The 12978-nt window shown below is 66.4% G+C and carries 8 protein-coding genes; 4 read left to right on the top strand and 4 right to left on the bottom strand.

From position 1 onward, the window contains the following. Positions 1 to 70 precede the first annotated feature (70 nt). Positions 71 to 1501 (top strand): GTPase HflX, encoded by a 1431-nt coding sequence (gene hflX, locus BN3906_RS00250; RefSeq protein ID WP_227871230.1) that lies wholly within the window; start codon positions 71 to 73, stop codon positions 1499 to 1501. Between the two features lie 205 nt (positions 1502 to 1706). Then, on the top strand, positions 1707 to 2951 hold the full coding sequence (locus tag BN3906_RS00245; RefSeq protein ID WP_390620324.1) for a uracil-xanthine permease family protein: 1245 nt from the start codon (positions 1707 to 1709) through the stop codon (positions 2949 to 2951). Between the two features lie 30 nt (positions 2952 to 2981). Here BN3906_RS00245 and BN3906_RS00240 read toward each other — a convergent pair whose 3' ends face one another. Beyond that, complete coding sequence (locus BN3906_RS00240; RefSeq protein WP_066582861.1) at positions 2982 to 3254, bottom strand: HPr family phosphocarrier protein; 273 nt, start codon at positions 3252 to 3254, stop codon at positions 2982 to 2984. Positions 3255 to 3410: 156 nt separating this feature from the next. Beyond that, on the bottom strand, positions 3411 to 4187 hold the full coding sequence (locus tag BN3906_RS00235; RefSeq protein WP_066582859.1) for a DeoR/GlpR family DNA-binding transcription regulator: 777 nt from the start codon (positions 4185 to 4187) through the stop codon (positions 3411 to 3413). Positions 4188 to 4673: 486 nt separating this feature from the next. On the opposite strand from BN3906_RS00235, the gene ptsP reads away from it, so the two are divergent. Further along, positions 4674 to 6428, top strand: coding sequence for a phosphoenolpyruvate--protein phosphotransferase (ptsP, locus tag BN3906_RS00230; RefSeq protein WP_078056986.1), 1755 nt, complete (start codon positions 4674 to 4676; stop codon positions 6426 to 6428). 54 nt (positions 6429 to 6482) lie between these two features. On the opposite strand, the gene lexA is transcribed toward ptsP, so the two are convergent. Next, positions 6483 to 7256 (bottom strand): transcriptional repressor LexA, encoded by a 774-nt coding sequence (gene lexA / locus BN3906_RS00225; protein ID WP_066582858.1) that lies wholly within the window; start codon positions 7254 to 7256, stop codon positions 6483 to 6485. Between the two features lie 1051 nt (positions 7257 to 8307). On the opposite strand from lexA, the gene nrdR reads away from it, so the two are divergent. After that, the gene (gene nrdR / locus BN3906_RS00215) at positions 8308 to 8847 is read left to right on the top strand and encodes a transcriptional regulator NrdR (protein ID WP_078056985.1); all 540 of its coding nucleotides are present in this window, start codon (positions 8308 to 8310) and stop codon (positions 8845 to 8847) included. Between the two features lie 72 nt (positions 8848 to 8919). Here the strand turns inward: nrdR and hrpA are convergent, their stop codons facing one another. Continuing rightward, a complete protein-coding gene (gene hrpA, locus BN3906_RS00210; protein ID WP_078056984.1) occupies positions 8920 to 12960 on the bottom strand; it encodes an ATP-dependent RNA helicase HrpA in 4041 nt (1346 codons plus the stop codon). Positions 12961 to 12978 lie beyond the last annotated feature (18 nt).

Below are 12978 nucleotides of genomic sequence, written 5' to 3'. Positions count from 1 at the left end.
CGCAGGCGGGCACAGGCACCTCCGACCGCCCCCGGGGTGATCCGTGCAAAGATGGTGGGTAATGAACGATATGAGCAGCAGTGAACACACGGCGACCTCCGGTGCCCCGACGGTGGGCGAACTTGACCTGGAGCAGAGGACGAGCCTGCGTCGGCTTACCCGCGGTAACCAGGATCACACCACCGAGCAGTCGGACGGTTACGACGTCGAGTACCGGAGACTCCGTCTGGAGCGGGTCGTCCTCGTCGGAGTGTGGACCCAGGGAAGTGTCGAACAGGTCGAGGCCCGGCTCTCCGAACTGCGTGCCCTGGCGGAGACCGCCGGGTCCGAGGTGGTTGACATGCTCTACCAGCGCCGGGACAAGCCGGACTCCGGAACCTACATCGGTTCGGGGAAGGTCGAGGAGCTCAGACAGGTGGTCGTGGAGACCGGTGCGGACACGGTCGTCGCCGACGGCGAGCTCAGCCCCGGCCAGATGATCGCGTTGGAGAAGCTCCTCGACGTCAAGGTCATCGACCGGACCATGCTGATCCTCGACATCTTCGCCCAGCACGCCAAGTCCAGGGAAGGCCGGGCCCAGGTCCAGCTCGCACAGCTGGAGTACCTGATCACCAGGGTGCGCGGCTGGGGTGGTGCACTGTCACGCCAGGCCGGAGGTCGTGCGGGATCCAACGGTGGTGTAGGACTGCGCGGTCCCGGCGAGACGAAGATCGAGGCAGACCGTCAGCGAATCCGCAATGACATGGCGAAACTGCGGCGGGACATCGCCGGAATGAAGAAGGCCCGTGACATCAAGCGTCGCCGGCGTGACTCCTCCGCGGTGGCGCAGGTGGCCATCGCCGGTTACACGAACGCGGGAAAGTCCTCCCTCCTCAACGCACTCACCGGTGCCGGAGTTCTGGTGGAGGACGCCCTGTTCGCCACCCTCGACCCGACGACCCGGAGGGCCACTCTCGCCGACGGCAGGACGGTGATCTTCTCTGACACGGTCGGTTTCATCCGCTACCTGCCGACGCAGCTGGTCGAGTCGTTCCGCTCCACGTTGGAGGAGGTCATGGCCGCCGACATCGTCCTGCACGTCGTCGACGGGTCAGACCCGTTCCCGATGGAGCAGATCGCCGCCGTGAACAAGGTCATCGGCGAGATCGCCGTGGAGACAGGTGAGGACGCACCCCCTGAGATTCTCGTGGTGAACAAGGTGGACGCCGCAGACCCGCTGGTACTGGCGGACCTGCGCAACCGGCTCGACGACGTCGTCTTCGTCTCGGCCGCCACCGGTGAGGGTGTCGCGGAACTGGAGAGCAGTCTCGAACTCCACCTCAATGCAATGGACCGTCGGGTCACACTGTCGGTGCCGTTCTCCCGGGGCGACGTGGTCGCCAGGGTCCATGAACTGGGGACGGTACTGGGCGAGGAGTACACGGGGGAGGGGACCGTGCTGGATGTGCGACTGCCGCAGGTTCTCGCGGCTGAACTCGCCCCCTTCGTGGTCGGGTCATAGACTGTCGTGCGTGAATGAACCACGCGAGACACCGTCGGGGGATTCCTCCGGCCCCGTGAACCCGGTATCCGGACAACCCGCCGACGGTCGAAGTGGGTCCGGTAACGCCCCACACACCCGTGGATCCGTGGGACAGGCACCGGTGCGCCGGAGTCCCTTCGGCTGGACACTCCACGGTGACGGACGCCATGTGCGTCCCGGAGCGGTGGTGGCCCCGGATGAGCGGCTGAACTGGCCGCGCACGATCGGCATCGGGATGCAGCACGTGATCGCGATGTTCGGTTCCACCCTTCTGGTGCCGACCATCACAGGTTTTCCGGTGACGACCACGCTCCTGTTCTCAGGGGTGGGCACCATGGTGTTCCTGCTGATGACCCGCAACCGCGTTCCCTCCTACCTGGGCAGCTCCTTCGCCTTCATCGCCCCGCTGACCGCCACCCAGGCCGACGGCTTCGCAGTGCAGCTCGGCGGGATCATCGTGGTGGGTCTGGTCCTGTTCGGAATCGGACTGCTCGTGACAGTGGTGGGACGCGGCATCATCGATGCAGTGATGCCCCCGGCGGTGACCGGCGCCGTTGTCGCGATGATCGGACTCAACCTGGCACCGAGTGCCACCGGGAACTTCCAGGAGCAGCCGCTGGTGGCCGCAGTGACGATGGTGGCGATACTGGTGGTCAGCATCGGGGGCCGGGGAATGTTCGGCCGTCTCGGGATCCTGGTGGGGGTCCTGGTCGGCTGGGTGTTCGCCGCGCTGACCGGTGCGGTGGACTCCGACGCGCTCGACCGGGTGTCCCGGGCCTCCTGGGTGGGTCTGCCCGAGTTCCACCACCCGACATTCCAGTTGGATGCCCTGCTGCTGACCCTGCCCGTGATCATCGTGCTCATCGCGGAGAATGTGGGCCACGTCAAGGCGGTGGCGGGAATGACCGGCCGTAACCTCGACGACCAGGCTGGTCCGGCCCTGATGGCCGACGGTGTGGCCACGGCGCTGGCCGGAGGATTCGGCGGATCGGGAACGACGACGTACGCCGAGAACATCGGGGTGATGGCGTCCTCCCGTGTGTACTCGACGGCGGCCTACTGGGTCGCTGCCCTCACCGCGGCGGTACTGGCATTTGTCCCGAAGTTCGGGGCTGTGATCCAGACCATCCCCACCGGTGTCCTCGGGGGTGCGGCGATGGTGCTCTACGGCATGATCGGATTGCTCGGGGTGAAGATCTGGCAGGAGAACAGGGTGAACCTCTCCCATCCGCTGAACCTGACCACGGCGGCGGTGGCGATGATCGCAGGAATCGGCAATCTCACCCTCACCGTCGGTGGTCTGGAACTGGAGGGAATCGCCTGGGGGTCCGTCGGCATCCTCGTCGGCTACCCTCTGCTGAAGTGGCTCTACGAGCACCTCGGAGAAGGACGGGACACCGGGGTCCGGGGATACACGTTGGAGCGGTAGCCGGGGAAAGGACCCCGCAGGGAACGGAGGTCACTCCTCGTCGAGGTTCTTCTCCACGAGGGCGGCGATCGCTGCGACGGCGTCGGCGTCGTCGGAGGACACGGTGACGGAGTCCCCGTGCTCGGCTCCGAGCGCCATGATCATCAGTGACGAGGTGGCGTCGGCCGGCTCGTCGTCCTCGTCACCGTCGACGAGGGAGATGAGGATCTCGTCGTCGTAGGCTGCGGCCGCTTCAGCGATGACGGTGGCGGGGCGGGCATGGAGCCCGACGGTCGATCCGACGGTGACGGTGGTGGATGCCATGTGCTCAGGGTCCTTCTCTGTAGGTGTGGGAAGATGACGCAACCAGGGTATACGGATACCGGATCTGCCGCCGGGACTTCCACCGCGTGCCGGGAGCGGCCCTGACACGCCGGCGGACTCTGCTCCGTCGGGACAGACGGCACCGGGTCCCGGCTCTCAGGCCCTGATGACGTCGATCTCCTCACGTTCGAGGGCCCCGAGGTACTGGGAGGGTATGCCGGAGTCGGTGACGACAGCATCGATCTCGGACACCGGGGCGAAGCTGACGAGGTAGTCGCGGCCGAACTTCGTCGAGTCACACATCGTCACCACCCGGTCGGCGTTGGCGATCATCGCCCGCTTCACCGCCGCCTCACGGGCGTCCGCAGTGGACAGACCGTGTGCCAGGGACAGGGCGTTGGTGCCGATGAACGCTATGTCGGCGTGGTTGATCCCGATCGCCCTCAGGGTGATGTCACCGACCACGGCCTGGGTGATCGCCCTGATATGACCGCCGAGAAGCTGGACGTCGCGTATCCCCGCGCCGCCCAGCCGTACCGCGATGGGAAGACAGTTGGTGATGAAGGTGATCCGCCGGCCCAGCCGCGGGTCCTCCGCGATGGCGTTGGCTAGCATGGCGGTGGTCGTGCCGGCGTCAAGGAATACCGTGCCCTCCTCCGGAAGCAGGGTGGTTGCGGCCTGACCGATGCGGATCTTCGCCTCGGTGGCGGCACCCCTGCGTTCCTCGATGGCCGTCTCGCGGGTCTGGAAGGTGTTGGTCGGGACAGCCCCGCCGTGGACCCGGTGCAGTGCCCCGTCCTCGTCGAGGACGGTGAGGTCACGACGGATCGTCTCCGGGGTCACGTCGAAGCGTTCGGCGAGTTCGACGACGGTGACCCGGCCGTGGACGGCGGTCAGGGACGCGATCTGGCGGCGGCGTTCTTCGGAGTTCACTGTGCTCGATTCAGATGTTCTGTGAGATGGGCGCTGGGAGACGGGAGATGGGCGGAGTGGGGCGGGTGGTGTACGCCGGGCGGACTCGGATGACCGGCAGACCCTGGGACGCCCCCGATCATAGGTGCGACGACCTCCACAGGATTCCCCCGGGGGCCCACGACAGGGGTGGCAGGGGGTGACGACGTTACGGCAGGTCCCGGCGCACCGGGCAGGTAGGGGACCACCTGCCGGGGGTACGGGTACCCTGGGCGGCAGACAGCACTGCGCTGTGCCGCACCGTACCGGATCTCCGGCAAAGTGTGCGGAGTGGTCGCCTCCGGTCGAAGCAGGTGCCGGTGGCGTCCGCGGCGGCGTGCGTAGCGGCTGCGGGCCGCGGAGAAGAAGACCCGCCGGACGGTACATGAGCAGCGCCCGTCAGAATCTGTCAGCAACCGATCAGCACCTCATGAGCACCTGTCATTACAGAGAAAAGGGGATAGGCCAGTGACCCAGACAGAAGCTTCCTCAGCATCCTCCGCGGCACAGCCACCGGTCCCGTCCACCGGGCCGGACGGGTCCGGGCAGGGAACTGTCCGCGGCCGGTCTGTTGTCCCGGGGGTGGTCTACGCCCCCGTGACATGGGTGACGGAACGTCCTGAACTTCCGGAGCCGACCGAGACTGTCCCGGAGGACCGGAGGGACTCCGAGTTCGAGGCCTTCACAGCCGCGGTCGACACCGTCGCGGACCGTCTCGCGGCCCGTTCTCACAATGTCGACGGTCACGCCAGACAGGTTCTCGAGGCCACCGTCGCCATCGCCCGTGACCGTGCCTGGGCGAGGAAAGTGAAGAAGTCGGTTGCCGCGGGACAGACCGCGGTCTACGCGGTCCGCCAGGCGACCGAGGACTTCATCGTCATGTTCCGCAAGGCGGGAGGTGTCATGGCGGAGCGGGTGACCGACCTCGCCGACGTCAGGGACCGGGTCATCGCCGAACTCAGGGGCGAGCCGGAGCCGGGGATCCCCCAGGTCGACAGTCCGCACGTGCTGCTGGCGGACGATCTCGCCCCCGCCGACACGGCCACACTCGATCCCGATCTGATTGTCGCGGTCGTCACCGAGAAGGGTGGCGCCACCAGTCACACGGCCATCATCGCCCGGCAACTGGACATTCCCTGCGTGGTCGCCACCGGACCTGCCCTTCAGACGGTCACGGAAGGTACCGCCGTCGTGGTTGACGGAGGGGAGGGGACGGTCGAGACAGGTGTGGACCCGGAGGAGGCACGGTCCAGGGTTGACGCGGCCGCGCGCTTCGCCGAGAAGGTGCGGTCCTGGACCGGACCCGCACAGACGTCCGACGGACAGCGGGTGCAGTTGCTGGCCAACGTGCAGGACGGTGTGACCGCCGAGCAGGCCGCTGCGTCGGTGGCAGAGGGGATAGGGCTGTTCCGCACCGAACTGTGCTTCCTCAGCGAGACCTCGGAACCGAGTGTCGACCAGCAGGCAGAAAGGTACGCGGAAGTGTTCCGTGCCTTCCCCGAGGGGAAGGTGGTAGTCCGCACCCTCGATGCCGGATCAGACAAACCGGTACCGTTCGTCAACGCTGAGGACGAGGACAATCCTGCTCTCGGGGTTCGCGGCCTGAGAATCGCCCGGGGTAACACGCAGCTGCTGGAAAGACAGCTGGACGGCATCTCCAGGGGTCTGGAGCTGTCCGGGAGAACCTCCTCCACGGCGCAGACCTGGGTGATGGCGCCGATGGTGGCGACAGTCTATGAGGCGAAGTGGTTCGCCCAGCTGTGCCATGAACGGGGACTGACCGCCGGCGCGATGATCGAGGTTCCGGCGGCTGCGTTGATGGCGGAGAAGATCATGTCCTACCTCGACTTCGTGTCGATCGGTACGAATGACCTGACCCAGTACACGATGGCTGCGGACCGGTTGTCATCGTCGCTGGCCTATCTCACCGACCCATGGCAGCCGGCGGTGCTCCACCTGGTGCACACAACGTGCAGGGCGGGTTCTGTGACCCGGACGGCGGTGGGGGTCTGCGGCGAAGCGGCGGCGGACCCTCTGTTGGCGTGCGTTCTCACCGGCCTGGGGGTGAACTCGCTGTCAGCGGCCACGCCTGCCCTGGCGGCGGTGGGCGCGCAGCTGGGCGAGGTTGACTTCGTGACCTGCCGCAACATGGCTGCTGCCGCACTCAATGCAGAGGGCGCGGAGGAGGCGCGGACAGCAGCGGCCGCCGTCATCGGACGCTGAACCCGGGACTGCCCCGGGGACACTGCCGGGGCACTTTCCGGCCTGCCACCGGAATCAGATCTTTCGGAGTACCGCCACAACGCGTCCGAGGATCTGCGCCTCATCGCCCCGGATCGGCTCGAAGTACGGGTTGTGCGGCAGCAGCCACACGGTCCCGTCACTCGGATGGAACTCCTTGACGGTTGCTTCGCCGTCGATCATCGCGGCGACGAAGTCACCGAGTTCCGCGGTGGCCTGGGAGCGGACGACGACCCAGTCACCGTTGAGGATCCCGGCGTCCTGCATGGATTCTCCGATGACCTGCAGCAGGAAGAGCTCTCCGCTGCCGACAAGCTCCCTGGGCAGGGGAAAATGGCCTTCCACGTGCTGTTCGGCGAGAATCGGACTGCCTGCAGCGATCTGGCCCACCACGGGTACGAACCTCGGCTCAGGCATGTCCTCGGACAAGCTCCCGGGCACAGGAGCAGCCGGCTTGGGCCCGGGCTTCGCCGATGAATCGACCGGACCGAGGCCGCGGATGTCGACCGCGCGTGGCTTGTTTCCCTCCCTGCGCAGATAGCCTTTCCTCTCAAGCTCCTTGAGATGGTAGGACACGGATGAGGTGGAGTTCAGACCGACAGCGTCGCAGATCTCCCGGATGCTGGGCGGATAGCCGCGGAACTGGATGCCGTCCTTGATGACGTCGAGGATCCGGCGCTGACGCTCCGAGAGCTTCTCCCGGCCTCTGCCGTCAGAGGTGTCTGTCCCCCTGGCAGTCACGGAGCCCCGGGGTCGTCCCCGACGGACTCCGGTCTCCACGGTCCCGTCCGACTGATTGGTCTGTGCCATCGTTGTTCCGCTCCTGGCTCGCATCGTGTGTACCGGCCGGCGCACCCGCCGACCGAGCACCGTAGTGTCCCGTCGATCCCGTCCGGCCCGGTGAGTTCACCGCCACCGCCACGCCGTCCGCCGCGACCCCGCGGTCGTGACACCGTCGGGGCTTCGCGCGCGGGCTCCGTACCTGCGGCCGTGTCTCCGTACCTTCGGAACCCTCCGTACCTTCCGTGCTCTTCGTGCTCTTCGTGCTCTTCGTGAAGGTCGTGAAGCTCGTGGTCTTTCGGGTACTGACCATACCGACCCTACAGCAACAACTGCTGTTTCCCTACCAACATGTTCGAAAAGGTGCCCCCGAACCTGGACGATGTCGAACATCTGTGCTAGATTTCCGATTGTCCGGACGGAGTCGAACACATGTACGATGTTCGAGAAGAAAATGGCGTCTGCCGTCCGGTAGAGATGATCGACTGTCACCACAGTCCGGGCGGTACAGACCCGGACAGCAGTCGTTGAGAGGAGAGCCAGTCATGACATCACCACTGATCACCACCAGGCCCGCCGTTGCAGAGCCCGGCCGCAGAGTCGTCACGCGTCCGGAATGGTCCACGGTAGCCGGGATCGAGGGTTCGAACACGGCGGGCCACGGAGTGGCCGCCGGTCCGCGTCGTCGGTCGGGGGAATCATGCGGGACGGTCACGTGCCGTAGGGAACATCCGTTCGATGACATGGGGTTGGCGGGGCGTATCCGGCGCCGTGCGTCGGTTGTTCTCACCTCACCCGGGATGGTTCTCCTCGGTGGGCTGACATCGGTGCTCCTCATCGGTCTGAGCCCGCTGCTCACGGCAACGGACGGCACTGCCACGGACACGGTGCCGGCAGATTCGGCCGGTCATGTCAGAACGGTACCCGCCCAGGAATCCTCCCGACTGAACGCCGTGTTCACTGAAACAGGGTCCGGCTCCACAAATCCGCAGGGGCGCTGACGGACTGGGGCGTCGGGGACGGACCACGCTACGATCGGACAGGTCCGCCAGTTTCCTCCAGTGTCCAGGAGAACAACCCAGTGCTCTGCCCGTCCTGCCGTTCCCAGCGTTCCCGAGTCCTGGATTCGAGGACCGTGGAATCCGGGTCAGCCATCCGCCGACGACGAGAATGCACCCGGTGCGGAACCCGGTTCACCACCATAGAACGATCAGTCCTTCTCGTCACCAAGCGCAACGGCGTCACCGAGGAGTTCAGCCGTGACAAAGTCATCAGAGGTGTCGGGCGGGCGTGCCAGGGACTGTCCGTGTCCGAGGACGACCTCAAGGTGCTGGCACATGAGGTGGAGCAGTCCATTCGGGCAACCCACGGATCCCAGGTCGCGGCGAACGACATCGGCCTGGCAATTCTGGACCCCCTGCGCAAGCTTGACGAGGTCGCCTACCTGAGATTCGCCTCGGTCTACAAGTCCTTTCGCAGCGCCGAGGACTTCGAGAACGAGATCCGTATGCTCCGCGACCAGCACAGCGACTCCGGCAGGCACCCGGACAGCAGATCCGGCAGCGGCAGTGCAGATGATGACAGGGCGCCGGAGACCGCCACCGACGTCAGACCCCGGTGACAGGCGGAAAGCTCCGCTGAGGCGAACACCCTGACCCCGACACGGCCGTCACAGGGGGAGAAGGTCACCACGTCACCGGATCTTCTGCAGGGCCTTGTGGACCCGCTGGACACTTGCCGTGCGGGTGGTCCCGAGATTCTGGGCGAACAACGCCACCCGGAGCTCCTCGATCAGCCACTCCACATCCTTGATCTGCGGTGACGCGGCCCTGGCGTCCGGCAGGCGGTCCCGGGTCGCCTTCAGGGCGTCCTGGCACTCCCTGATCTGGTCGGCGAGGTCAGCCTCCCTGTCCGGATCATGCTCCAGCATCGACAGGCGTGCCTTCATCGCCTCGACATAACGTGGCACGTGGCGGAGACGGGCGACGCCGTTTCGCGCGATCCGGTGCGGCCCCAGGAAAAACTCGAGCTGGGAACGCATGTCCCCGATCGAATCCCCCTCCCAACCGTCCAGCTCCGAAGTCATGTCCGCCACAGCCAGCGCAGCCGGTGCCACGGCCACGACAGTCTGCCGCACCAGACCCGGACCGCGGTCCCGTGCCGCCGCCACCGCCTCGGCACACCGGTCAGGATCACGGATCACCGGACCGAACTCCGTGAGAAGGTCCCGGCACACCAGAACCCTGCAGTCCTCGACGAAAGCCTCCGGACCACCGTACGGGTAGTTCTCCACCGCGACGCGCTGACGCAGAGGCAGCCCCTTCACCATCTGCTTCGGCTGAACCCTGCACTCCCGCAACATGAGCTCCAGGACCGCCGAGAACTGCGCCCCCGCAGCGGCTTTCGCGGTGGGGAACGCCCGGAGGTCCACCCCGTCGTCGGTGAGGACGAGTGCGGGATAGGCGGTCACCGGCTGCCCGTCAACCACCGAGTCCACGGTTTCGGGCACCGTACCGATCCCGTCCGCACTCCACCGGTTCTCATGGGCGAGCACACCGGCACCGCCACCTGCAGACCCTCTGCCGTTGTGTTTCCCGCCGTCCCCGACCCGGGCGGCACCTTTCCCGCGCCGGTGCGTCGCGGCGTCCGACGGTGCGGGAGCCGAACCGTGGGCACCCGACCGCCTCGAGGTGACTGCAGCGATCGAGCGGGTGATGTCCCCGGCAAGCTGCTGCTGAAGGTCTGACAGATCCCGCGACCGGGCGATGATCTTGCCCCTGCGGTCCACGGCAGCGAAGCACATGCGCAGATGGTCCGGAACCCGGGACCAGTCGAAGTCGGAGGCACTGATTCCCGTACCTCCCAGGCTCCGCAGCGCATCGGCGAGAGCCCGGTCCACCGGACCGTCGTAGGGGGTCATCCGGGCCAGAGCCGCCCGTGCGAACTCCCCGGCCGGCACCACACTCCTGCGCAGAGGTTTCGGGAGTGTACGGATGAGCGCGACGCACAGTTCCTCTCTCATGCCCGCCACCAGCCACCTGGTGTCCGTGTCGTCCAGGCCCGCCAGCAGCGGCAGAGGCACCTTCATGGTGATCCCGTCCGCCGGGTCACCGGGACGGAACACGTAGTCGAGTTCGTACTCGACATCGCCCTGACGCCAGGTGTCGGGGAACTCGCGTGCCTCCGCCGCCTCACGGTCCGAACTGATCAGGGCGTCCTCGTTGAAGTCCAGCAGGTCCGGTGTGCTGTGACGCGCCTTCTTCCACCAGGAGTCGAAGTGCCTCGCGGAGACCACGGACGCCGGGATCCGGGCATCGTAGAAGGCGAAGAGGGCGTCGTCGTCGACGACGATGTCGCGCCGCCTGGCCTTCTCCTCCAGTCGTGTGGCATTCTCCAGGAGCTCCCGGTTGTGGTGGAAGAACCCGTGCCTTGTGTGCCAGTCACCTTCGACAAGCGCCGAGCGGATGAACGTCTCCCGGGCGGCCTCAGGATCGACCCGCGACAGTGGGACCAGCCGGTCAGTCACCACGGGCAGGCCCAGCAGAAGTGCCTTTTCGTGCACCATCGCAGCCCCCCGCTTCGACGACCAGTGGGGTTCCGAATAGGTGTACTTCACCATGTGCGGGGCGACATCCTCGACCCACTCGGGCACCAGGGGCGCAACAGTCCGGGCGAAGACCTGCGACGTCTCCACCAGCTCGGCCGCCATCACCCACTGCGGAGGCTTCTTCGCGAGATACGACGACGGGTGGATGACGAACCGGGTGCTGCGGGTACCCGTGTACTGCCTGCTCGCACCCTCCCTCATACCGGTGTTGGTCAGCAGACCCGACAACAGGGACCTGTGGATGTCATCCTCCGCCAGTGCGGTGGTCCCGCCCCGGTCCAGGTCGAAGGTGAGGTCACGGACATGCCGGATGTTCGGGACCTTCCAGCGCAGGTCCTGGATGACCGTGAGGAATTGGCGGACAAGGTCGATCCACTCCCGGACCCGGACATAGTGGATGAACTCCCGCCTGCACAGCTGCCTGAACTGGTTTCCCGACAGTGTGCGACGGTTCTGCTGGAGATGGTTCCACAGGATCAGCAGGGACATGAAGTCCGAGTCCGCCCTGTAGCGGGCGTGCGCCTGGTCCGCCTGCGCCTGTTTCTCCATGGGACGCTCGCGGACATCCTGGATACTCAGGGCGGCCACGATCACCGCGATCTGCTCGAGCACATTGTTCTCGTGGGCGGCGACGAGGATCCGTGCCAGCCGTGGGTCAGTCGGGATCCTCGCCATGTACCGGCCGATGTCGGTGAGAGGACGGTCAGAGGAACGGTCCGAGCCTCCGGGTGCGAAAGCGCCGAGCTCCTGGAGCAGTTGAACCCCGTCGCGGACCGAGCGCTTGTCCGGGGGCTGAAGGAACGGGAAGTCGGCGATGTCCCCGAGTCCCAGTGACGCCATGGAAAGAATGACACTGGACAGGTGGGTTCGCAGAATCTCAGGGTCAGTGAACTCCGGGCGTGCCTCGAAATCCTCCTCGGAATACAGTCTGATCGCGATGCCGTCCGCGGTACGCCCGCACCGACCGGACCGTTGCCGCGCCGAGGCCTGACTGATCTTCTCGACCGGGAGCCGCTGCACCTTCGTCCGGTGGGAGTAGCGGGAGATGCGCGCATATCCGGTGTCGATGACATACCTGATCCCCGGGACGGTCAGTGAGGTCTCGGCGATATTGGTCGCCAGGATGATCCGGCGACGTGGCCCGGTGGAGAACACACGGTGCTGTTCGGCCGAGGACATCCGGCCGAACAGGGGGAGAATATCGGTGCTGCGGAAACCGGCGTCCCCCAGGGCGTCGGCGGCGTCCCTGATCTCCCTCTCCCCGGAGAAGAAGCAGAGAATGTCACCGGGGCCCTCAGCCGTGAGTTCGCGGACGGCGTCGAGCAGTCCGTCGAGCGGATCAGTCTCGACCTCCCTGCCCCCTTCACCGTCACCGTCGGTACCGACGGTGCGGACCAGCGGACGGTACCGGATCTCCACGGGATACGTTCGCCCGGACACTTCGATGACCGGTGCCGGCCTGCCCCGGTCGTCGGCGAAATGTGTCGCGAAGGACTCCGGGTCGATGGTCGCGGAGGTGACGATCACCTTCAGGTCCGGTCGGCGGGGGAGGATCTCGCGGAGATAGCCCAGCAGGAAGTCGATGTTGAGGCTGCGCTCGTGTGCCTCGTCGATGATGATCGTGTCGTACTCACGGAGGAGTCGGTCGTGCTGGATCTCGGCCAGAAGGATGCCGTCGGTCATGAGTTTGACGGCGGTGGAGTCGGAGACGGTGTCGTCGAACCGGATCTTGTAGCCCACCCGGCCCCCCGGTTCGCCGACCTTCTCACCGAGTTCGTCGGCGATACGGTCGGCGACCGACCGGGCTGCGATGCGGCGCGGCTGGGTGTGACCGATTCTGCCACGGGCGCCACGGCCGAGGGCCAGGCACATCTTGGGCAGCTGGGTGGTCTTGCCCGAACCGGTCTCGCCGGCGACGATGACCACCTGGTGGTCTTTTATGGCCTCCATGATCTCGTCACGGCGGGCGGACACGGGAAGCTGCTCGGGAAAGTGCAGGTTCCGGGCAAGGTTGTGGCGGACCGGCCCCGCAGTACCGGCCCTGCCGCCACCGGAAGGACGCCGTCTCCTCCGCCGCCCGGAACCCTTGCGTGCTGGGGAATCTGACTTTCTGTCCTCGGATACCACCCGGTGATTCTACCACCG

It is taken from the genome of Corynebacterium provencense, assembly GCA_900049755.1.
In the GTDB taxonomy this organism is placed as follows: domain Bacteria; phylum Actinomycetota; class Actinomycetes; order Mycobacteriales; family Mycobacteriaceae; genus Corynebacterium; species Corynebacterium neomassiliense.
This window is presented reverse-complemented; position numbering and strand designations above follow the sequence as displayed.